The sequence below is a fragment of the Phenylobacterium sp. GW821-FHT12F10 genome (assembly GCF_058806695.1).
Map to the genome: position 1 here is coordinate 542,149 of NZ_JBXAPY010000002.1, position 19,633 is coordinate 561,781.

At 70.3% G+C, this 19,633-nt stretch carries 20 protein-coding genes and 2 tRNA genes; 9 read left to right on the plus strand and 13 right to left on the minus strand.

All coding sequences use genetic code 11. The annotated features are described in order from the left end of the window. Nucleotides 1-29: 29 nt before the first annotated feature. From AC1RN5_RS15045 to AC1RN5_RS15055, 3 genes are all read right to left on the minus strand, one after another. On the minus strand, nt 30-494 hold the full coding sequence (locus AC1RN5_RS15045; RefSeq protein ID WP_493041968.1) for a chemotaxis protein CheW: 465 nt from the start codon (nt 492-494) through the stop codon (nt 30-32). Nucleotides 495-652: 158 nt separating this feature from the next. Next, entirely contained in the window at nt 653-1,174 is a 522-nt protein-coding gene (locus AC1RN5_RS15050; protein WP_493041969.1) for a protoglobin domain-containing protein, read from the minus strand. 174 nt (nt 1,175-1,348) lie between these two features. Then, nucleotides 1,349-1,425, minus strand: a tRNA-Pro gene (locus tag AC1RN5_RS15055). Nucleotides 1,426-1,552: 127 nt separating this feature from the next. On the opposite strand from AC1RN5_RS15055, the gene AC1RN5_RS15060 reads away from it, so the two are divergent. Then, nucleotides 1,553-1,626 (plus strand) — tRNA-Gln (locus AC1RN5_RS15060). A 108-nt stretch (nt 1,627-1,734) separates the two neighbouring features. Next, nucleotides 1,735-1,914 carry a hypothetical protein gene (locus AC1RN5_RS15065; protein WP_493041970.1) on the plus strand — a complete coding sequence of 60 codons (180 nt, stop codon included), beginning with the start codon at nt 1,735-1,737 and terminating at the stop codon, nt 1,912-1,914. Here the strand turns inward: AC1RN5_RS15065 and AC1RN5_RS15070 are convergent. After that, nucleotides 1,911-2,624 carry a 3'-5' exonuclease family protein gene (locus AC1RN5_RS15070; RefSeq protein WP_493041971.1) on the minus strand — a complete coding sequence of 238 codons (714 nt, stop codon included), beginning with the start codon at nt 2,622-2,624 and terminating at the stop codon, nt 1,911-1,913. The two genes, AC1RN5_RS15065 and AC1RN5_RS15070, sit on opposite strands and share 4 nt — an antisense overlap. Here AC1RN5_RS15070 and AC1RN5_RS15075 point away from each other — a divergent pair. After that, nucleotides 2,623-3,396, plus strand: a complete 774-nt coding sequence (locus AC1RN5_RS15075; protein WP_493041972.1) for a hypothetical protein — start codon at nt 2,623-2,625, stop codon at nt 3,394-3,396. The genes AC1RN5_RS15070 and AC1RN5_RS15075 overlap by 2 nt on opposite strands. 18 nt (nt 3,397-3,414) lie before the next feature. Here the strand turns inward: AC1RN5_RS15075 and AC1RN5_RS15080 are convergent, their stop codons facing one another. Continuing rightward, nucleotides 3,415-3,939, minus strand: coding sequence for a glycine cleavage system transcriptional repressor (locus AC1RN5_RS15080; RefSeq protein WP_493041974.1), 525 nt, complete (start codon nt 3,937-3,939; stop codon nt 3,415-3,417). Nucleotides 3,940-4,160: 221 nt separating this feature from the next. On the opposite strand from AC1RN5_RS15080, the gene AC1RN5_RS15085 reads away from it, so the two are divergent. Then, entirely contained in the window at nt 4,161-4,667 is a 507-nt protein-coding gene (locus AC1RN5_RS15085) for an RpiB/LacA/LacB family sugar-phosphate isomerase (RefSeq protein ID WP_493041975.1), read from the plus strand. Between the two features lie 118 nt (nt 4,668-4,785). Further along, a complete protein-coding gene (locus AC1RN5_RS15090; protein WP_493041976.1) occupies nt 4,786-5,823 on the plus strand; it encodes a calcium-binding protein in 1,038 nt (345 codons plus the stop codon). Here AC1RN5_RS15090 and AC1RN5_RS15095 read toward each other — a convergent pair. After that, nucleotides 5,810-6,241, minus strand: coding sequence for a winged helix-turn-helix transcriptional regulator (locus AC1RN5_RS15095; protein ID WP_493041977.1), 432 nt, complete (start codon nt 6,239-6,241; stop codon nt 5,810-5,812). The two genes, AC1RN5_RS15090 and AC1RN5_RS15095, sit on opposite strands and share 14 nt — an antisense overlap. 84 nt (nt 6,242-6,325) lie before the next feature. Between AC1RN5_RS15095 and AC1RN5_RS15100 the strand changes: the two genes are divergently transcribed. After that, nucleotides 6,326-7,060: an SDR family NAD(P)-dependent oxidoreductase gene (locus tag AC1RN5_RS15100; RefSeq protein WP_493041978.1), complete on the plus strand. Its 735-nt coding sequence runs from the start codon at nt 6,326-6,328 to the stop codon at nt 7,058-7,060. Between the two features lie 192 nt (nt 7,061-7,252). Here the strand turns inward: AC1RN5_RS15100 and AC1RN5_RS15105 are convergent, their stop codons facing one another. Continuing rightward, complete coding sequence (locus AC1RN5_RS15105) at nt 7,253-8,395, minus strand: hypothetical protein (protein WP_493041979.1); 1,143 nt, start codon at nt 8,393-8,395, stop codon at nt 7,253-7,255. 353 nt (nt 8,396-8,748) lie between these two features. On the opposite strand from AC1RN5_RS15105, the gene AC1RN5_RS15110 reads away from it, so the two are divergent. Next, a complete protein-coding gene (locus AC1RN5_RS15110) occupies nt 8,749-10,410 on the plus strand; it encodes a calcium-binding protein (protein WP_493041980.1) in 1,662 nt (553 codons plus the stop codon). 137 nt (nt 10,411-10,547) lie between these two features. On the opposite strand, the gene AC1RN5_RS15115 is transcribed toward AC1RN5_RS15110, so the two are convergent. Together AC1RN5_RS15115 and AC1RN5_RS15120 are read right to left on the minus strand one after the other, a co-directional pair. Continuing rightward, the gene (locus AC1RN5_RS15115) at nt 10,548-11,954 is read right to left on the minus strand and encodes a hypothetical protein (protein WP_493041981.1); all 1,407 of its coding nucleotides are present in this window, start codon (nt 11,952-11,954) and stop codon (nt 10,548-10,550) included. A gap of 17 nt (nt 11,955-11,971) precedes the next feature. Continuing rightward, nucleotides 11,972-12,247, minus strand: a complete 276-nt coding sequence (locus AC1RN5_RS15120; RefSeq protein WP_493041982.1) for a metal-sensitive transcriptional regulator — start codon at nt 12,245-12,247, stop codon at nt 11,972-11,974. Between the two features lie 92 nt (nt 12,248-12,339). Here AC1RN5_RS15120 and AC1RN5_RS15125 point away from each other — a divergent pair, with 92 nt between their 5' ends. Beyond that, nucleotides 12,340-14,631 (plus strand): heavy metal translocating P-type ATPase, encoded by a 2,292-nt coding sequence (locus AC1RN5_RS15125; RefSeq protein WP_493041983.1) that lies wholly within the window; start codon nt 12,340-12,342, stop codon nt 14,629-14,631. On the opposite strand, the gene AC1RN5_RS15130 is transcribed toward AC1RN5_RS15125, so the two are convergent. Then, nucleotides 14,628-15,173 (minus strand): GNAT family N-acetyltransferase, encoded by a 546-nt coding sequence (locus AC1RN5_RS15130; protein ID WP_493041984.1) that lies wholly within the window; start codon nt 15,171-15,173, stop codon nt 14,628-14,630. The genes AC1RN5_RS15125 and AC1RN5_RS15130 overlap by 4 nt on opposite strands. Continuing rightward, nucleotides 15,170-17,260, minus strand: a complete 2,091-nt coding sequence (locus AC1RN5_RS15135; protein ID WP_493041985.1) for a S9 family peptidase — start codon at nt 17,258-17,260, stop codon at nt 15,170-15,172. Before AC1RN5_RS15135 ends, AC1RN5_RS15130 begins: the two co-directional genes overlap by 4 nt. 225 nt (nt 17,261-17,485) lie before the next feature. Between AC1RN5_RS15135 and AC1RN5_RS15140 the strand changes: the two genes are divergently transcribed. Continuing rightward, nucleotides 17,486-18,259, plus strand: coding sequence for a trypsin-like serine peptidase (locus AC1RN5_RS15140; protein WP_493041986.1), 774 nt, complete (start codon nt 17,486-17,488; stop codon nt 18,257-18,259). 34 nt (nt 18,260-18,293) lie between these two features. Here AC1RN5_RS15140 and AC1RN5_RS15145 read toward each other — a convergent pair whose 3' ends face one another. Both AC1RN5_RS15145 and AC1RN5_RS15150 read right to left on the minus strand, forming a co-directional pair. Further along, nucleotides 18,294-18,743 carry a MaoC family dehydratase gene (locus tag AC1RN5_RS15145; protein WP_421934941.1) on the minus strand — a complete coding sequence of 150 codons (450 nt, stop codon included), beginning with the start codon at nt 18,741-18,743 and terminating at the stop codon, nt 18,294-18,296. A 69-nt stretch (nt 18,744-18,812) separates the two neighbouring features. After that, on the minus strand, nt 18,813-19,502 hold the full coding sequence (locus AC1RN5_RS15150; RefSeq protein ID WP_493041987.1) for a class I SAM-dependent methyltransferase: 690 nt from the start codon (nt 19,500-19,502) through the stop codon (nt 18,813-18,815). Nucleotides 19,503-19,633 lie beyond the last annotated feature (131 nt).

The window sequence follows — 19,633 nt, forward strand, 5'->3', positions numbered from 1 at the left end:
GGAGTTTCGCCGCAGGTGCGCGGACTAGCCTAGGCCGCGAGCGCCAGGCTCTTGGGCAGGACGTTGTCCAGGGACAGCAGGCTGACGATGCCCTCGTCGGTGGACATCACCGCGTCGACGAATTCCCGCACCTGGTCGGCGCCGACGTCCGGCGGCTCGTGCAGCATGTTCTCGGTGACGGTGAGGATGTCGCAGACCGCGTCCACCAGCAGGCCGACCTCGCGGTCGTGGATCTGGGTCACCACCACCACGGAAGACTGGTTGGGCGAGGCCATCCCCAGGCCCAGGCGCGAGGCCAGGTCCACCACCGGCAGGATCGAGCCGCGCAGGTTGATCATCCCCAGCACGTGGGCGGGGGCGTGGGGCAGGGGCGTGGACGCCGTCCAGCCGCGGATTTCCCGCACCGACATGATGTCTATGGCGAACTGCTGGCCGCCGGCCATGATCGAGATCAGCTCGGCGCCGACAAGCGGCAGACCCCCGGACGCTGGCATAGGACTTCCTCGCTGCGGATGATCGTCAGACAAGCGACTCACGACCTGTCCTCAGGTGTGGGGCGTGACGGTTAATGTTTCGGAAATCGCGCGCCGAACACCGCGCGGCGGGCCGCGGCGCTTTGTCGCTTGGGGAGCGACGGCCCTTCGCGCCGGGATCACGGCTTCATCGACACCGCGTCCAGGATGTAGGCGTTCAGGGCGATGGACATGTCCAGCATGATGACCTTGCCGATGGAGATGGACAGGGCCTCCACCTCGGCGGGGGTGTGCAGCTTGATGGCGGCCCGCAACAACTCGGCCTGAAAGAAGCTGTAGGCGGCGATGTAGGTGTGAGGCGCGACGCGCGCCTGATAGTGCGCCAGGCCGACCATCAGGCAGCTGTGCACGTACCGCTGGTCGAAGTCGCAGCTGAACAGGTGGGTCCAGTGGTCCTTCTGGCGGTGGCGAAGCCGGTCCTCGTCGTGTCCCTTCAGCAGGGCCTGGGTCTCGGGAAACCGCCGCAGATAGTCGTAGAAGTGGGCGATGATGGTCTCCAGCCCGCCGTTCCGCAGCACCTTGAGCTGGCCAAGGTTGGTCCGGGTCGATCCGTCGATCTGGAAGCGCGCCAGGCGGCTCTCGAGATCGACACGCTGGGCGAGCTTCATCGCCCGATCGGTCATGCGGGCCGCGCCATCCATCTTGAAACTCCCCAGCGCTTCCGATTCGGAAAGTCTCGCAGCCCCGCCCGCTACGGCCAAGCTTCCAGGCGGGGCGACGGGCGCGCGAATCCGCGCAGGCGCGGCCGGGGCGGGCCGTTGAAATGGGGGTTGTTCGCGGGGAAGATCTGCCCCTCGCCGGCGCGAGGGAAGAATTGGTCGGAGTGGCAGGATTCGAACCTGCGACCCCCGCGTCCCGAACGCGGTGCTCTACCAGACTGAGCCACACTCCGACTTGGGAGGGCGCCTTATAGAGGAGCGCTTTCCACGCCGCAAGCGACCCTTAGGGGCGTTGCATCCGGGGAAGGCTTGCGCTATCTCCACGCCCTCGCGCGGGCCCCGGCCCAGCGCCGTTCCTGCTGGGGAATGGTGTAATGGTAACACAGCGGTTTTTGGTACCGTCGTTCTAGGTTCGAGTCCTAGTTCCCCAGCCAGTCTCTCCCGACATCTCCCCACGACAAAATCGCCGCTTCGGGAGTCCCGGCGCGGAACAGATTGCGCGGGCGCCTGTTAGAGGGGCTCCTGCAACCGGGTCACCGAACATGGCCTCTCGCCCGCCCCTTGGACTCTGGCTCGCCGGCCTGGCCCTCGCCCTCTGCGCCGGGGCGGCCAGCGGCGCGGCCCTGCGGCCCGGCCCGGCGGAGACCTCCGAGCCCCCGGCGCCCCAGATCCTGGCCCTGTCCCAGACCGACATGACCCGCTTCGACCCGCGCGCGCCCTAGGCGCGTCCCGCCCGCGCCATCCCCATCAGCACGCCCAGCAGGTGGGCGTAGCCGCGGGCGTCGTCCATGGCCTTGTGGCTGTGCGCGTGGTTCCCCAGCCACTGCGGCGGCATCTGCGCCGGCCCGCAGGCCCAGGGATCGCGCCCCAGCACCCCGGCGGCGTAGGACCTCAGGCACAGGCCCGGCCCGTCGAACAGCCGGTCGGTGGCGTAGTGGCCCTCCACCAGACCAAAGGGCGTGAAGCGCCGCAGATAGTGGTCGATCCACACCCCGTCGAAGGCCAGGGGATTGGCGGCGAACACCCGGCCCATCGGGAAGCCGCGCACCCAGTCGGCATAGTCGGCCATCACCGCGGCCGGGTCGCGCGGATCGGTCGTCGCCGCCGCCCAGGCCTCCGGCTGGGTCTGGAACCAGGCCAGGGTGTCGGGATCGCCCCGCGCGCCGGGCAGGGGCGCCAGCACCGCCTCGAACGTCCCCCGTACCGCGCCCTCGGCGGTGACCGCCACCGAGGCGAAGGCGATCATCGAATTGGCCCCCGGCGTCGGCCCGTCGCACTCGATGTCGGTGACGATATAGACCGGGTCGTCCATGGGGCGGGCGGTGATCACGGCGGGCTCCTGCGGCGGCGCGGCGGCAGTCTGGCCCGCCGCCGCGATCGGGGAAAGGCGGCCATTGACCTGGCCCCGCCGCTGCTCTGTCATCCCAGCCATGGACGGGCCGATCGATGAGCGGGGCCAACAGGCCAGGCGGCTGCGGGACTATTTCGAGGTCCAGCTGCTGTTCGCCGAGGCGATGGCGGCGCGGACCGCGCGGCCCCTGTCGGAGGCCTGCCTGACCTTCACCAACCTGCACCGGCGGTTTGGCCTGGGCCGCCCCGACGGCGGCGCGCCCTCGGCGGAATGGCGGCGCTACGCCGCCGGCCTCGAGGCCCGCGCCCGCCACGCCGAGCGCCTGGACTGGACGGTGGCCGTCTTCGCCGCCGCCGCGCCCGAGGCCAGCGCCACGCGCCGATTCGGCTGCTTCAGCTACGAGCTGCTGAGTCCCGAGCCCGTGGTGCGCATCCACTTCAGCAACCGCGACAGCGAGGACGGCGTCGGCCCCCTGGCCCGCGCCAAGGCCGAGCGCCGCCGGGCCGAGCTGCGGGCGATGTTCGCCCATATCGGCGCCCACCATCCCGACGCGCGGAGCGTTCGGGGCGGCTCCTGGCTCTACAATCTGGAGGCCTACCGCCGGCTCTTCCCGCCCGACTACGCGGCCTCGGCCTACGAGCCCGAGCGGGTGCGCCTGGACGGAACCTCCAGCTGGGGCCAGCTGCTGGATTTCCGGGAGGCCGTGAAGCCCGCCGTCCGCCGGGCCCTGCTGGACAAGCTGGCGACCCTGGACCCCGCCGCGCCGTGGAAGGCCTTCCCCCTGCGCGCCCTGGGCGCCTGGGCCCCCATCGAGTCCTTCCACCGGTTCTACGGCGAGGCGGTCCCCGGGTGACCCCGCGCGGCGCCGACCTCAGCCCGCCTTGGCGGGGGCCAGGGAGATGTCGACCATGATCTCGCCGGAGATGGCTTCCAGGGCGTCCTGGACCGCCCGCGCCGTCACCTCCGGCGGCAGGCGCAGGCGCGCCTCCAGGTGGAACAGCGGTGCGCCGGAATGGGGTTCGGCGCTGATCCGGGTGCTGAAGGATTCTATATTGACCCCCAGGCCGCTGAGGATCGCGGTCACCTGGGCCACGATGCCCAGCCGGTCCTGGCCCACCAGGCTGAACAGCAGCGCCTCGCCGTCCGCGCCCGGGGCCCCGGCCTCCACCGTGGGGGCGATGCGCACCTCCAGGCCGTGGGCGTCCACCGCCTGGACGGCGGCGCGCAGGGCCTCGACGTCGCCGGCCTCCACCAGCACCGAGCCCACATAAAGCCCGCCCAGCCGGCTGAGATGGCTCTCCAGCCAGTTGCCCCCGGCCGACAGCACCGCGGCCGCCAGCGCCTGGGTGAGTCCGGGCCGGTCACTGCCGACGACGCTGAGGATCATGCTGGCCATGGCCGACGGTTTCAGGCGCGCGGCGGCCGGCGTCAAGACCGGCGTGCGGGGCGGGCGACCTCCGGCGGCGCGCACCTTGACCGCGCCCCCTCCGCCCCCGCCGGCGATCCGGGCCGTGGATGCGCGCGCGGCGGCGACCTATAAGGGCCGCGGGGGCCGGCGCTCCGGCGACCTGGAAACCGCCCCCCCACCCGTGAAACCCCGGCGCGAAGGTGACGGCCATGAAAGTGTATTTCGCCTCCGACCACGCCGGGTTCGAGACCAAGAACCGGCTCGTCGACTATGTCCGCGATCACCTCAAGCTGGAGGTCGAGGACTGCGGCGCCCTGGTCGACGATCCGCAGGACGACTATCCCGAGATCATCGCGCGCGCCGCCCGCAAGCTCTCGCAGGACGTCGCGGCGGGCCGGGACAGCCGCGCCATCGTCGCCGGGGGATCCGGACAGGGGGAGGCCATCGTCGCCAACCGCTTCAAGGGCGTCCGCTGCGCCCTCTATTATGGCGACCCGGGCAACGCCCAGGTGGACGCCTCGGGACGGCGCCTGGATATCCTCACCTCGACCCGCGAGCACAACGACGCCAACGCCCTGTCCCTCGGCCTGCGGTTCCTGACCCTCGACCAGGCCAAGGACGCCGTCGCCCGCTGGCTCGCCGCCCCCTTCCCCGGCGACGCGCGCCACGCCCGCCGCATCGCGCAGATCGACCGGGTGTCCTCGCCGGCCCCGTGAACCTGCGGAGGGACGCAAGAACCCCCCGCCCTGCGAGCAGGCCGCAAAAACAATCGCTAAGGTCTAGCCTGCCGCCGATTTCGACGTCATCGTCAAAAACCTGGCGCGGGAGGGCTTCATGGCGCGGGTGCAGTTGTTCGACGGCTATGACGCCGACGCCTACCGTCACAGCGACCTGGTGGGCTCCACTGTGGCCATGCTCAATTCCGGCGGCGAGATCTTCCGCTGGAACGCCGACCGCTACTACATGGCCCTGACCGGGACGGGCCTGACCTATGGCGGCCCGAACGGGGTGCTGCTGACCGGCGGGGTGGTCACCGGCTTCAGCCTGGCGGCGTCCTACGGCCGGATCGCCATCACCGGCGCCCACGCCGACGCCGCGGTCCTGGGCCTGGCCTACAGCGTCGGCGACGACAGCCTGGGGGCCTCCACCCTGCTGGCCGGGGACGACGTCATCGAGGAGGTGGTGGGCGCCCCGCCCACCTCCACCCCCAACGCCGACGAGGTCTATCTGGCCCGCGCCTGGGGCGGGAACGACCTGATGCTGGGGGGCGGGACGCGTTCCAGCTTCTTCGGCGGCGACGGGAACGACACCCTCGACGCCCGGGCCGGGGAGGGCAACTACCTGCGCGGCGAGGCGGGCGACGACTCCCTGCTGGGGGCCGGCGGCTTCGACGACATCAACGGCAATATGGGCCGCGACACCGCCCACGGCGGCGAGGGCGGCGACTGGGTGGTGGGGGGCAAGGACAACGACCTGCTGTTCGGGGACGCCGGGGGCGACGTGGTGGACGGCAACCTCGGAAACGACACCCTCAGCGGCGGCGACGGCGCCGACATCGTGCGCGGCGGCCAGGGCGACGACGTGGTCTCCGGCGGGACCGGCGACGACTACCTCTCCGGCGACCGCGGCGACGACACGCTCACCGGCGGGGCCGGCGCCGACACCTTCCACGGGACGGCCTTCGGCGGCCTCGACCGGGTGCTGGACTTCCGCCTGTCGGAGGGCGACCGCGTCCTCCTCGACCCGGGCACGAGCTTCCAGCTGAGCCAGGCGGGCGCCGACACCGTGATCGACATGGGCGGCGGCAACCAGATGATCCTGGTGGGCGTCTCCCTGGCCAGCCTGACCCCGGGCTGGATCACCCTGGGCTAGCCACCGTCCCCGGCCGCGCCGCCGCCCGCTCCGCGAACACCCGCGTCACCTCGGCCATGTTCTCCGTGCCCCAGGCGCAGAGCGGAACCAGGGCCTGGGCCAGGCTGTGGCCCAGGGGGGTGAGGCTATAGTCCACTCGCGGCGGGACCTCCTTGTAATCGGTCCGCTTCACCAACCCGTCGGCCTCCAGCTCTTTCAACTGCTGGATCAGCATCTTGTCGCTGACATCGCGGATGGCGCGCCGCAGGGCGCCGTAGCGGGTCGGGCCGTCCTGGGCCACGAAGTAGAGGATCAGCGGCTTCCACTTGCCGGCGATGACGCGGAGCGTCGCGTCCAGCCCGCAGGTGAACCCGGGCAGGGTGGGGGTGCAGGCGGCGGCGGCCGCCGGCGGGAGGGTGTCTGACAGGTCGTTCGACATTTTTGGGTACTTACCAAAAGGTGCATACTTGTCGATAGGTGGGTGGCCCCACAGCTCAGTGCAACCTCAAACCAGGAACACATCATGAGCAGACTTTCGGGCAAGACCGCGGTCATCACCGGCGGCGCCACCGGCATCGGCCTCGGCGCCGCCAGGCGCTTCATCGAGGAGGGCGCCTTCATCTACCTCTTCGGCCGCCGCCAGGCGCAGCTGGACGCCGCCGTCGCCGAGCTTGGACCCCAGGCCCGCGCCGTCCGGGGTTCGGTCACCGAGCCCGCCGACCTCGACCGGCTGTACGCGGCGGTGAAGGCCGAGCGCGGCGGCCTCGACATCGTCTTCGCCAACGCCGGGACCGGCGCCTTCGCCCCCCTGGGCGAGATCACGGGCGAGCACTACGACGCCATCTTCGACGTCAATGTGAAGGGCCTGATCTTCACCGTGCAGAAGGCCCTGCCGCTGATGAGCGCCGGCGGCTCCATCATCCTGACGGGCTCCAGCACGGGCGTCATGGGCACGCCGGCGTTCAGCGTCTACAGCGCCACCAAGGCCGCCGTCCGCAACCTGGCCCGCAGCTGGGCCCTGGACCTCAAGGGCACGGGCATCCGCGTCAACGTCCTCTCGCCCGGCCCCACCACCACCGACCTGGTCCTCGAGGTCGTGGGCGAAGCCGCCCTGGCCGATCTCGGCGCCTCCACCCCCCTCGGCCGCATGGGCGACACCTCGGAAACCGGCGCGGTAGCCGCCTTCCTGGCCTCGTCCGACTCGAGCTTCATGACCGGCGGCGAGGTGTTCGTGGACGGGGGGCTGGCGCAGGTGTGACGCGGGGCGCAGGCGGCCCACCCCCTCTCCCCCACGGGGGAGAGGGTAGGGTGAGGGGGCGCGCAGCACAGCTGCGCGTCTCGGCGACGAAGCAATAACGACCCTTCAGAAAGCCCACCCTCTCCCGGACGCGGGGGAGGTGCATCCTGGCGCCTGGAAAGTCTATGGAACTCGATGAGGTTGAGGACCAACCTATCGGGCCAGGGCGACGCTGCCCCCGTCATAGGCTGGATCAAAGGGCAGGCCCGGAAACTCGAGGCCATAGGTGACCCCGAAGCCCTTGCAGGTCTGCGAGGCTCCATTCGTGTAGATCGCGGGCTCAATGCGGTCGGCCAGAGGTCCGGCCAGATACTGACGCGCCGGCGCCAGGTCCAGGTCGGGGCCTAGGACCGGCCCCTCGAGGTGGAAGGTTCCGGCATAGACCACGGCGCCGGCCCTGGTCTCGAAGGACGGCGCGCCCAGGCAGTAGTCGAGGACGCCCGATCCCGCGATGTGCCAGCGCCCCGGCGGGACCGCCAGGATGAACCAGTTGCCTTCGGGCTTGGCGAACAGATAGCCGATCGAGGCCGAGACGGTATCGGGGCCGCCATCCGATCGGGAGGGTGGCGCGCCGTCCGGGGCGGGGAGGCGCGAGAACCCGACCCCCGTGCCGTAATGGTTGCTGATGCCGGTCACGCGCACGAGGACGAGGGCCGCGCCAGGCGGCGCGGTCGACACGGCCTCGAGTTTGATGGGCCGGACGGGCCAGGCCGGGTTCACGGGCGCCGGCGCCTCGGCCTGCGCCGACCCGGTCGGATAGACGCCCCCCCTCAGGTGATAGAGCTTCAGGCTCAGCTGATCCCGCGTCGGCGGTTTGGGGCGCGAGGCGGTGTGATACGCCCCGGGCCGAAGCGCCTCGTTGGCGAAGACGCGCACGATCTCACCGGACGGCGTTTCCGCGCCCACCAGGGCGGCCATGGCGGCTCCGAAATCCTGCGGCGCCATGGCGTCCAGTTTCGCCACCTCGGCCTGCGGCGCACGCACCGCGCGCCAACCGTGCAGCAGCATGCAGTTCTCCACCCTGGCCGCCCGAAGACCGGCGATGGGCCCCGACCAGATCAGGTTGAAGATGAAGGTGGTGTCGTAGGTCACCCGGGTGTTGACGTCGGTCGTGAGCATCCGCGCCTGGGTCGTCGGGAGCGGCGCCGTCTTCATGCACGCCGCCAAGGCCGCGTCGTGCTGGGCTAGGCTTGCGTGCGGCCGGTTATAGTAGACGGCCCCCTGGGCCACCTGCCCGATCTCCACCGGCTCGGCGGCGGCGCGGGACCCCGCCGCCACCAGCACTGTCGCTGCCAAAAGGCCTGCAAAAACGCCCGTCATGCCGTGTCCCTCAATGGGCCTCACATGAGGCCGTTGGGCTTCATCGGCAATTTTCGTGACACTGGCGCATGGATCGGAATTGCGGCGACAGCACACCCAAAATCCCGGCCTCAGGGGGAGGACGCGAGGCAGCTGACTTCTGTGCACTGTCACTGTAATTGTCACCGTAATTCCTCTGCTCTTTGGGAGGGGGTGAGGCGCGCGCAGCAGGCGCCGCGCTTCCGGCGGCCTGAGACATCCAGGGTCGAATTCCCCAGCCGCAATACACCTTAAGGTTAAGTCGCCCCTTGTAGGCGATGCGAGTTGCGCCTGTGCGTACCAGCCATAGGTTGCGGCCGAGCCAGACGCATCATGCGGAGGTTGGAGGGGTCATGTTTCTCAACGGCGGCAACGGCAAGGACACTCTGACCGGCGGGTCCGGCGCGGACACGCTCTATGGCAATGGCGGGGACGACAAGGCTTCCGGCGGCGGCGGCGACGATGTCGTTTGCGGCAACGCCGGCAATGACACCGTCTCGGGCGGGATCGGCGACGACTACCTCATGGGCGACGCCGGCAACGACTCGCTGGACGGTGGCGCGGGCCTCGACTGGGCGGGCTACGAGAGCGCCACCTCCGCCGTGAAGGTCGACCTGTCCCTGACCACGGCCCAGAACACCCTCGGCGGCGGGACCGACCGGCTCATCGGTATCGAGAACCTCTACGGTTCGGCCTATGCCGACACCCTCACGGGCGACGCCGGCGCCAACATGCTGTTCGGCGACGCGGGCGGCGACCTGCTCGTTGGCGGCCAGGGTGACGACTTCATCGTCGGCGGCGCGGGCGACGACGTGATCGACGGTGGCCTTGGCTCCGACACGGCCAGCTTCGACGACGGCGACCCCGCCGATGTCGCGGTCAACCTAGTGACCCAGACCGCTGTGGGCCACGGGGCCGACACGCTGGTGTCCATCGAAAGCGTCTATTCCGGCGCCGGCAATGACACCCTGACCGGCGACGCCCAGGATAACTATCTCGGCGGCGGGGCCGGAAACGACGCCATCAACGGCGGCGGCGGTAGCGACTACATCGATGGCGGCAGCGGCGACGACCTGATCTCGGTGACGTCCGGCGTCGATATCGTGGCCAACGGCGGCGACGGGAACGACAACATCTCCATCAGCGCCCAGACCGTCTCAATCGACGCCGGTGCGGGGAACGACATCATCATCGTTCAGAACCGCGATTCTATCTACATCGATGCCGGATCGGGTGACGACAACGTGGCCCTCTGGTCGGGCGGCGCGGGCCCGGCCACGATTTTGGGCGGCGAGGGGAACGACAACATCTCGGCTGCCGCCTCCTACCGCGTCTACATCACCGGGGACGCAGGAAATGACGCCATTGTGGGCGGCATGGGCGCCGGCACGCTCAACGGCGGCGATGGCGACGACTATATTCGCGGCCTCATGTCCGCGGACATCATCAATGGCGACGCGGGCTCCGATGTCCTCTACGGCGCGTCCGACGCCGACACCATCAGTGGGGGCGCCGATGACGATTACATCCAGGGCTTCGGTGGCGCCGACATCCTCTCCGGCGACGCTGGGGCCGACACCATCGGCGGATTCACAGACGCTCAGACCCTGAACGGCGGCATGGGACGGGACCTGCTGACCGGCGGCGGCGGCGCGGACGTCTTCGTGTTCGGCTCCGGGGACTCGGGCCTGATCTACGGCCTGGCTGATCAGATCACCGACTGGAGTTCCGATGACCAGCTCGACCTGGCCGTGGCGGGCACGGCGACCAACTATGTCGAGGCCGCCGCGGCCGACTTCGCCTCTGCCCAGGCGCTCGCCCAGTCCCTGATCGGCGCGACCGTGAAGTCCGCCGCGATCCAGGTCGGCGCCGACGTCGTGCTGTTTACCGCCGCCTCCGGCGCCACGCCGACCGACGCGATTATCCTGACCGGCGCGACCCTGAACGACATCAGCTACGCGAACATCATCTAGGTCCCGCAGCCACCCCTCGGGGCCGTCCACGAAGGCGGCCCCGAAGCTCTTCCCCTTGGGGAGAGGGTGATGGGGACTTGCAGTGACGATTCATGAAATAGCCTCTCGGTCAGCAACCCTGGGCCGCCACCCGCCCCTCACCCCACCTTCAACCGCACAAACACCATCCCCGCCGACGGCTCCCCGTAGCTCGTCCCCAGGGCGCCGGGGATGTCGAAGGCCGACACCAGTCCCCCGAGCCCCAGCTTCACCCCCGGCCGGATCGTCCAGTCGTGGATGGCCCCCACCGAGAGCTTGGCCACCGTCACCGCCGGCGCCCCGTGGACGCCGGAGAGTTCGTCGGCGTCCACCTGCTCGGCGCGGCCGAACAGGGTCCAGGCGTCGTTGGGCATGTAGGCGGCCTCGGCCAGGTAGCCCCACAGCACCGGGCCCGGCGACTTGTCCTTGCGGGCCGCGGCCAGGGTGGCGGCGATCCTGCCGCCGCCCGCCAGGGGTTTCACATAGGCCAGGCTGGCGGAGACGCGGGCCTCGTCGTGGTCGGGCTCCAGGGCCTCGGGGCTCTTGATGTCGGCCCAGCTGACCTGGGCGGCCCAGTTGGCGGTCGGGTTCCAGGAGATGCGGGCGGCGGTGGAGTCCAGCGCGCCGGTCTCGATGTCGTAGCGCTTCTCGTCGGGCTCGCGGCCGCGGAAGCGCGAGGCCTCCACCTTCCAGTCCCCCTGGACATAACCCGCCGTCAGCACCCCGAAGGTGATGTGGGTGCTGTCGAGCCAGTGGTGGCTGATGGGCGCCTCGGGGCTGTCCAGGGCCGAGAGCCGGTGCATGAAGCTGGGGGGGCCGAAGGCCGGCTCGCCGGGCAGGCCGCCATAGAGGAAGACGCTGCCGCGCTCGCCCACCGGCAGGCTGTAGCTGGCCGACAGCTCCATGAAGAGGTCGTGCGGGTGCTGGCGGTCGATGATCGGGGTCTTGCCGTCGGCGCTCTCGCCGGCCGCCAGCAGCAGGGGATAGCCCTTGGCGCCCATGAAGGGGTCGGGGCTGAGCATGGCGCGCAGGCCGAGCGTGCCCTGTCCCAGGGGCCGCTGGGCCATGGCCATCACCATGCCGGCCAGGAAGGCCTTGTCGCCGCCGCGCGGGCCGCCCTGGTCGGAATAGACCACGTTGATCAGGGCGTGGCTCATGGTCATCCAGTCGCCGTGGTGGCCCATGCCGCCCATGTGCGGACTGGCGTCGGGCTGCCAGGCGGTGCCCGAGCCGTCGCGGGTCATGGGGAAGGGGCCGAGCGCGCTGGTCATGGCGTGGTCCATGGCCGCCATGTCGTGCTCCGGCGGCGCGGCGTCGTCGGTGGCGGTGGCCGTGGCGTGGCCCATGCCGCCCATGCCGGACATGTCGTGGCCGGCGTGGGGATCGGTGGGACCTTGAGGGTCACCTGTCGGCGCCTGTCGGCCGGCCGGCGGCATGTCCATGCCGGGCATGGAGGACATGTCCTGGGCGTGCGCCTGGGTGGCCAGGGCGGCGAGGGCGGCGGCGGCGAGGAGGGGGAGCTTCATGGGGGAGGTCGCTTCGTCTAGTGGGTGCTGCGTTCCAGCAGGGTGATGAGTTCATTGACCTTTTGGCGCTGCTCGTCGGCGTCGCCGCTGACGATGGCGCTCTCGATGCAGTGGCTCAGATGGTCGCGCAGCATCTCGGTCTCCACCTTGGCCAGGGCGGCGCGGACCGCCTGCAGCTGGGTGAGGATGTCGATGCAGTAGCGGTCTTCGTCGACCATCCGCGCGATCCCGCGCACCTGGCCCTCGATGCGGCTCAGGCGCGTGAGAAGCTTGGGTTTGTTCTCGCGTTTCATGCCGCCCTTATATACCCCCCTAGGGTAATTGCAATATGCCCCCAGGGGGTATATCTGCGGGGGACCGTTTTCTTCCATCCACGGCGACCGACATGTCCGAACAAGCCCCCCTCATCGACCCCGTCTGCGGCATGACCGTGAAGACCGACGCCCACCGCCACTTGCACGAGGGGGTGGAGTTCGGCTTCTGCTCGGCCGGCTGCAAGACCAAGTTCGCCGCCGACCCGGGCAAGTACCTGGGCGAGCGCGAGCCCGAGCCGCCGCCCCCGCCCGGCACGATCTACACCTGCCCCATGCACCCGGAGATCCGCCAGGAGGGGCCGGGCTCCTGCCCCATCTGCGGCATGGCCCTGGAGCCGGAGCTGGTGAGCCTGGACGCCGGCCCCAACCCCGAGCTGACAGACTTCACCCGCCGCTTCTGGATCGGCCTGGCCCTGACCGCCCCGGTGTTCCTCCTGGAGATGGGGGGCCACGCGCTGGGCATGCGCACCCCCTGGCCCATGGCCTGGAACCCCTGGATCCAGCTCCTCCTGGCCACCCCGGTGGTGCTGTGGGCGGGCTGGCCGTTCTTCGAGCGGGGCTGGGCGAGCCTGGTCAGCCGCAACCTCAACATGTTCACCCTGATCGCCCTGGGGGCCGGGACGGCCTGGCTCTACTCCACCTTCGCCACCCTGTTCCCCGCCGCGATCCCCAATGATTTCAAGACCCCCGGCGGCCAGGTCCCGATCTATTTCGAGGCCGCCGCGGTGATCGTGGTCCTGGTCCTGCTGGGCCAGATGCTGGAGCTGCGGGCCCGGGAGGCCACCTCCGGCGCCATCAAGGCCCTGCTGCACCTGGCTCCCAAGACCGCCCGCCGCATCGCCCCCGACGGGACCGACCATGAGGTCGCCATCGACCAGATCGCCGTCGGCGACCGCCTCCGGGTCCGCCCGGGCGAGAAGGTCCCGGTCGACGGCGAGGTGCTGGAGGGCGCCGGCGCCGTGGACGAGAGCCTGGTCACCGGCGAGTCCATGCCGGTGGAGAAGGCCCAGGGCGCCCGCCTGGTGGCCGGGGCCATCAACCGGACGGGCTCCTTCATCCTGCGGGCCGACAAGGTCGGCGCCGACACCCTGCTCTCCCAGATCGTCCAGATGGTGGCCCAGGCCCAGCGCAGCCGCGCCCCCATCCAGCGTCTGGCCGACCGGGTCTCGGCCTGGTTCGTGCCGGCCGTCATCGCCTCGGCCGTGCTGGCCTTCGCCGCCTGGTGGTTCCTGGGCCCCGACCCCAAGCTCGCCCACGCCCTGGTGGCGGCGGTCTCGGTGCTGATCATCGCCTGCCCCTGCGCTCTGGGCCTGGCCACGCCCATGTCGATCATGGTGGGGGTCGGGCGCGGCGCCCAGGCCGGGGTGCTGATCAAGAACGCCGAGGCCCTGGAACGGCTGGAGAAGGTCGACACCCTGGTGGTCGACAAGACCGGCACCCTCACCGAGGGCCGCCCCGCCGTCACGGAGATCCATGCCGCGCAAGGCTTTGCGGAGGCCGACCTGCTGCGCCTGGCCGCCAGCCTGGAGCGGGGCAGCGAGCATCCCCTGGCCGAGGCCGTGGTCCGCGCGGCCCTCGATCGCGGCCTCGTCCTGGCCGAGCCGCAGGACTTCGACTCCCCGGTGGGCAAGGGGGTCACCGGGTCCGTCGACGGCCGCAAGCTGGCCATCGGCAGCGACCGCTTCCTCACCGAGGCGGGGATCGACATCGGCCCCCTGAAGGCCGCCGCCGAGGCCCTGCGCGGCCACGGCGCCACGGGGATCTTCGTCGCCGTCGACGGCGCCCTGGCCGGCCTGTTCGGCATCGCCGACCCGATCAAGGCCGACGCCGCCGAGGTGGTGGCCGAGCTGCGCGGCGCCGGGGTGCGGGTGGTCATGCTCACCGGCGACAACCGCGTCACCGCCCAGGCCGTGGCCGCCCGCCTGGGGATCGCCGAGGTGGAGGCCGAGGTCCTGCCCCAGGACAAGGCCGCCGTGGTGGCCCGCCTGAGGTCGCAGGGTCGCATCGTCGCCATGGCGGGGGACGGGGTGAACGACGCCCCGGCGCTGGCCGCCGCCGAGGTGGGGATCGCCATGGGCGCCGGCTCCGACGTCGCCATCGAGAGCGCCGGGATCACCCTGCTGCAGGGCGACCTGCGGGCCCTGCTGCGGGCCCGCCGGCTGTCGCGGGCGGTGATGGGCAACATCCGCCAGAACCTGGTCCTGGCCTTCGTCTACAACGTCCTGGGCGTGCCCATCGCCGCGGGCGTGCTCTATCCGGCCTTCGGCCTGCTGCTGACCCCGGCCATCGCCGCGGCGGCCATGTCGCTGTCCTCGGTGAGCGTCATCTCAAACGCCCTGCGCCTGAGGCTGACCCGGCTCTAGTGGCCGGTCAGGATCAGGCCGCCGGCGTCGGGCAGGGTGGAGTCGCCGCCGTTCAGCGGCTTCTGCATCCAGACGGTGTCGACCCAGCGCCCGTGCTTGAAGCCGACGCTGCGGCAGACCCCGGCATGCTCGAAGCCGAGGGACCGGTGCAGGCCGATGGAGCCGGCGTTGCCGCTGTCGCCGATCACCGCCATCACCTGGCGCAGGCCCAGCGCCTCGCAGGCCGCCAGGACCTCGGTGAGAACAGCCTTGCCCACGCCGCGCCCCTTGGCGTCGGGGGCCACATAGACGCTGTCCTCGACGGTGAACCGGTAGGCCGCGCGGGGCCGGAACAGGCCGGCATAGGCGAAGCCCAGCACCCGGCCGTCGGCCTCGGCCACCAGGTGCGGCAGGCCCCGCTCCACGATGGCCAGGCGCCGCGCGGCCATCTCCTCAGGCGAAGGCGGGACCTCCTCGAAGGTCCCGAAACCGTGCAGCACGTCGTGGCCGTAGATGGCCGCCAGGGCCGGTGCGTCGCTCTCCAGCGAAGCTCTGACGATCATAGCTTCTCCCACCCCTTGTCCATCGCCCAGATGGCGAAGGCATAGTCCAGGGCGATCTCCTTGAGGAAGTCGAACCGCCCCGAGGCGCCGCCGTGGCCGGCCTCCATGTTGATCTTGAGCAGGATCGGAGCATCCGATGTCGAGAACTGCCGCAGCTTGGCCACCCACTTCTCCGGCTCCCAATAGGTGACGCGCGGATCCGACAGGCCCCCGGTCGCCAGGATCGGCGGATAGGGCAGGGCGGCCACCTGGTCGTAGGGGCTGTAGGCGGCGATGGTGTCGTAGGCGGCCGCGTCCTCCAGCGGATTGCCCCATTCGGGCCACTCCGGCGGGGTGAGCGGCAGGGTCGTGTCGCTCATGGTGTTGAGCACGTCGACGAAGGGCACCGCAGCGATGATCCCGGCCCAGAGGTCGGGGCGCAGGTTGGCCACCGCCCCCATCAGCATGCCGCCGGCCGAGCCGCCATAGGCCACCATCCTGCCCGCCTTGCCGTAACCGTTGGCCGACAGATGCTCGGCGCAGGCGATGAAGTCGGTGAAGGAGTTGATCTTCTTCTCCTTGCGGCCGTCCAGGAACCAACCCCAGCCCTTGTCGGACCCGCCGCGCACGTGGGCCACGGCCCAGATCCAGCCGCGGTCCACCAGGCTGAGGCTGCGGATCGAGAAGCTGGGCTCCATGGCGTGGCCATAGGCGCCGTAGCCGTAGAGCAGCAGGGGCGCCGAGCCGTCGAGGGGGGTGTCCTTCAGCATCAGGACGGTGATCGGCACCTCGGCGCCGTCGGCCGCCCTGGCCATCAGGCGCCGCGCCACATAGCGGGCCGGATCGTGGCCGGAGGGGATTTCCTGGGTCTTGCGCAGGGTCCGCTCACGGGTGGCCATGTCGTAGTCGAACCACTGCCGGGGCGTGGTCGGGGACTGGTAGACGAAACGGGTCAGCGGCGTGTCGTACTCGTAGCCGCCGGTGAGGGAGAGGGCGTAGGTCTCCTCGTCGAAGGCCACCCCGTGCTCGCCGCCGGCCCGGTCCATCACCACGATGCGGTCGCTGGCGTCGACCCGCTCCAGCCGCACCAGGTGGCCGGCATAGGCCGAGAAGCCGGTGATGTAGCGCCCGGGCTTGTGGGGCACGAAGTCGGTCCAGGTGAACTTGGCGGGAATCTCCGCGGTGCTGGTCACCAGCTTGAAGTCGATGGCCCCGTCGTCATTGGTGCGGATCACCCAACGGTCGCCCCAGTGGTCCAGCTCGTACTTGATCCCGACCCGGCGCGGCTCGGAGACGAAGGGCGGGCGGGTCGGATCGGCGGCCGGGATCAGCCAGATCTCGGTGGTCTCCTGGTTGCCCACATGGATGGCGATGTGGCTGTCGTCGGCCGTGGTCCCGACGCCGAGGAACATGCCCTCGTCGGCCTCCTCATAGACCAGGGTGTCCTCGCCGCCGCGGGCGGGACGGCGGAAGACCTTGGAGGGCCGGGCGTTCTCGTCGCGCCAGATCCAGAACAGCCACTGGCTGTCGGGCGAGAAGGTGAAGTCGCCGTAGGCGCTCTCGATCTCCACCGGCAGGGCCTCGCCGGTGGCCAGGTCCTTGATCCGGATCGTGTAGTACTCCGACCCCTGCTCGTCGGCGGCCCAGGCATAGAGCCGGTGATCGGGGCTGTGATGGGCCGCGCCCACCTGGAAGAAGGGCTTGCCCTTGGAGAGGGCTTCCTCGTCCAGCAGCACCACCTCGCCGTCGTTGCGGCCCCGCGGCCGGCGGCCATGCACCGGATGCTCGGCGCCGATCTCGTAGCGGACATAGTAGTCCCAGGCGCCGTCGGAGGCCGGGACCGACGAATCGTCCTCCTTGATCCGCCCCTTCATCTCGGCGAACAGGGCGTCCTGCAAGGCCTGGGTCGGGGTCTCGAGCAGGGCCTTGGTGTAGGCGTTCTCGGCCTCCAGGTGTTCGCGGATGTCGGCGCGCAGCACCTTGGGATCGCGCAGCACCTCCTTCCAATTGTCGTCCTTCATCCAGGCGTAGTCGTCGACCCGCGTGCGGCCGAGCTGGGTGAAGGTTTTCGGCTGGCGCCGGGCGGTGGGCGGTGTGGGACGGGTCATGCCCGTTAGATGCGCCAGGCCTGAGGCGCTCTCAAGGCCCTGAGGCGTTTCCGACGCGGCAATCGGGCGCACGGGTCGCAGGCCATATCGGCCTTTGCGTTAACCCTGATCTTAAGGAACTATCTGCTTTAGTCGGGTGCGTGAGTTGCGACTTTTTCGGGGGCGTCGATGGTCTATGACCTTTCCGTGGAATTGATCCACGCGACGGTGCAGCTAGAGCAGCCGTTGGGCGATGGAACGCGCACCGTCGGCACCGGGTTCCTGATCCAATCGATCAGCCCCGACGGCCAACCGCACACCGTCCTTGTCACCGCCAACCACGTGCTCTCCAAGATGCCCGGCGCCGAGGCGCGCATCGGCTACCGGATCGAGAATCCCGATGGCTCCTGGACCTATTCGCCCCAGACCCTGAAGATCCGCGACAGCGCCGGCCACGAGCTGTGGACGCACCACCCGTCCCGCGACGTGGCCGCCATCTCCATCACCGCGCCCGAAGAGTTCGCCAAGGCCGCCATCCCCCTGAACTGGCTGGCCGACGACCAGACCTTCGCCAGCCTGCAGGTGGGCGCCGGCGACGAGATGATGGCGCTGGGCTTCCCCCGCGGCCTGGCCGCCAACCGCGCCGGCTTCCCGATCCTGCGGGCCGGCCGCGTGGCCTCCTATCCCATCGCCCCGGCCAAGGTCTTCCCGACCTTCCTGCTGGATTTCAGCGTCTTCCCGGGCAATTCGGGCGGGCCGGTGTTCATGGCCGACAATTCGCGCCGCCGCGTCGGCGCCACCGAGGCCCAGCCGGCGCAGTTCATCGCGGGTCTGCTGACCCAGCAGGTGGAGCTGAACAATGAGCGCCTGGAAATCGGGATCGTCACCCAGGCCAAGTACATCCGCGAGACCATCGGTCTGGTGGAGAATCCCTACGCCCCGGTGACCACGGCCTCGAACGAGGTGGTCACGGGCGCCAAGGCGGCCTCGGCCGAAGAGGCCATCTCGCCCGACTGGTAGTTCCCCGCCCCGAAGGGCAGGGAACGCGCAGGTCTTACGCCCCGTACAGCAGGGACAGGGTCTCGGCGATGCAGGCGGGCTTGTCCTCGCCTTCGATCTCGATGGTGCATTCGTTGCGGATCTGCACGCCGCCGGCCTTGGGCTCGACGCCGATCAGCTTCTGGCGCAGGCGCACGCGCTTGCCGACCCGGACCATGTTCACGAAGCGAACCTTGTCGGAGCCGTAGTTGATGCCGCGGGTCACGCCCTTCACCGGCAGCAGGCCACCGCCCAGGAAGGGCAGCAGGGACAGGGTCAGGTAGCCGTGGGCGATGGGGCCGCCCATCTCGCGGTTGGCGCGCTCGACGTCGACGTGGATCCACTGGTGGTCCCCGGTGGCCTCGGCGAACTTGTTGACGCGGTCCTGGGTGATCTCCAGCCAGTCCGACACGCCGGTCTCCTGGCCCACCAGGCCGGGCAGATCCTTGAATTCCACGGGGTTCATACTTCTCTCCGTCGTCTTTGAAACAGGTGTTCGACCTCTAGCACCTGAGGGGCTCGGAGCAAGGGCGCATCAGGCGACGGCCTCGGCCACATAGGTCCCGTAGACCCCGTCATGGACACGGCTCAGCAGGCGGAAGCCGGCCTCGGTGATCATGCGGGCCAGGATCCAGCCGAAGGTCGTGTGCTCCTCGCGCACGTGGCAGGCGACGTCCTCGCGGCTGTAGCCGGTCTCCCGCGTCATCCAGCCGATCCAGCTCTCCACCGTGCGCGGGATGGCGTCCGGGGCGCAGTTGAAGACCACGTCACGGATATAGAGCCGGCCGCCCGGCCTCAGGGCGTCGCGCATGCGGGTCAGCGCCACGGCCTTCCACATGTCGGGCAGGTGATGCAGGGCGTTCTTGGTGACGATGAGGTCGAGGTCGCCGCTGGCCGGGAAGGTGAGGAAGCCGCCGCGCTCGAAGACGATGTTGCTCAGGCCCTGGTCGCGGGCCCGGGCCTGGGCGGTGCGCAGCATGGCGCCCGAGACGTCGATGGCCCGGACCGAGCGGGCCATGCCGGCGGCCGCGCAGGCCAGGATGCCGGTGCCGCAGCCGATGTCGGCCAGGGCGGTGTCGCGTGTCACCCCCAGGCCCGAGAGCAGGGCGCGGTCGGCGGCGGCGTCGCCCCCCTGGCGGGCGTCGTAGGTCGCCACCTGGCCCTCGTCCTCGAAGTCGAGGCCGACCTGCCTGAGATCGTCGTACCACCAGTCGGGTTGGGTCATGTCTGTCTCCATCTGTGACGCGGATGGAGAGGGTCTGTCCGATCCATCCGCAGGCTTGCGGGGGATCGGTTCGCGGTGAGGTCTGGCTAGACTCGCGCGCGTCCAATCCCCGGGAGGGGATTGGCTACTTT

Coding starts and splice junctions, on each gene's coding strand:
- AC1RN5_RS15045 (WP_493041968.1), bottom strand. CDS start 494: ATGCCAGCGTCCGGGGGTCTGCCGCTTGTCGGCGCCGAGCTGATCTCG.
- AC1RN5_RS15050 (WP_493041969.1), bottom strand. CDS start 1,174: ATGGATGGCGCGGCCCGCATGACCGATCGGGCGATGAAGCTCGCCCAG.
- AC1RN5_RS15065 (WP_493041970.1), top strand. CDS start 1,735: ATGGCCTCTCGCCCGCCCCTTGGACTCTGGCTCGCCGGCCTGGCCCTC.
- AC1RN5_RS15075 (WP_493041972.1), top strand. CDS start 2,623: ATGGACGGGCCGATCGATGAGCGGGGCCAACAGGCCAGGCGGCTGCGG.
- AC1RN5_RS15070 (WP_493041971.1), bottom strand. CDS start 2,624: ATGGCTGGGATGACAGAGCAGCGGCGGGGCCAGGTCAATGGCCGCCTT.
- AC1RN5_RS15080 (WP_493041974.1), bottom strand. CDS start 3,939: ATGGCCAGCATGATCCTCAGCGTCGTCGGCAGTGACCGGCCCGGACTC.
- AC1RN5_RS15085 (WP_493041975.1), top strand. CDS start 4,161: ATGAAAGTGTATTTCGCCTCCGACCACGCCGGGTTCGAGACCAAGAAC.
- AC1RN5_RS15090 (WP_493041976.1), top strand. CDS start 4,786: ATGGCGCGGGTGCAGTTGTTCGACGGCTATGACGCCGACGCCTACCGT.
- AC1RN5_RS15095 (WP_493041977.1), bottom strand. CDS start 6,241: ATGTCGAACGACCTGTCAGACACCCTCCCGCCGGCGGCCGCCGCCGCC.
- AC1RN5_RS15100 (WP_493041978.1), top strand. CDS start 6,326: ATGAGCAGACTTTCGGGCAAGACCGCGGTCATCACCGGCGGCGCCACC.
- AC1RN5_RS15115 (WP_493041981.1), bottom strand. CDS start 11,954: ATGAAGCTCCCCCTCCTCGCCGCCGCCGCCCTCGCCGCCCTGGCCACC.
- AC1RN5_RS15120 (WP_493041982.1), bottom strand. CDS start 12,247: ATGAAACGCGAGAACAAACCCAAGCTTCTCACGCGCCTGAGCCGCATC.
- AC1RN5_RS15125 (WP_493041983.1), top strand. CDS start 12,340: ATGTCCGAACAAGCCCCCCTCATCGACCCCGTCTGCGGCATGACCGTG.
- AC1RN5_RS15130 (WP_493041984.1), bottom strand. CDS start 15,173: ATGATCGTCAGAGCTTCGCTGGAGAGCGACGCACCGGCCCTGGCGGCC.
- AC1RN5_RS15135 (WP_493041985.1), bottom strand. CDS start 17,260: ATGACCCGTCCCACACCGCCCACCGCCCGGCGCCAGCCGAAAACCTTC.
- AC1RN5_RS15145 (WP_421934941.1), bottom strand. CDS start 18,743: ATGAACCCCGTGGAATTCAAGGATCTGCCCGGCCTGGTGGGCCAGGAG.
- AC1RN5_RS15150 (WP_493041987.1), bottom strand. CDS start 19,502: ATGACCCAACCCGACTGGTGGTACGACGATCTCAGGCAGGTCGGCCTC.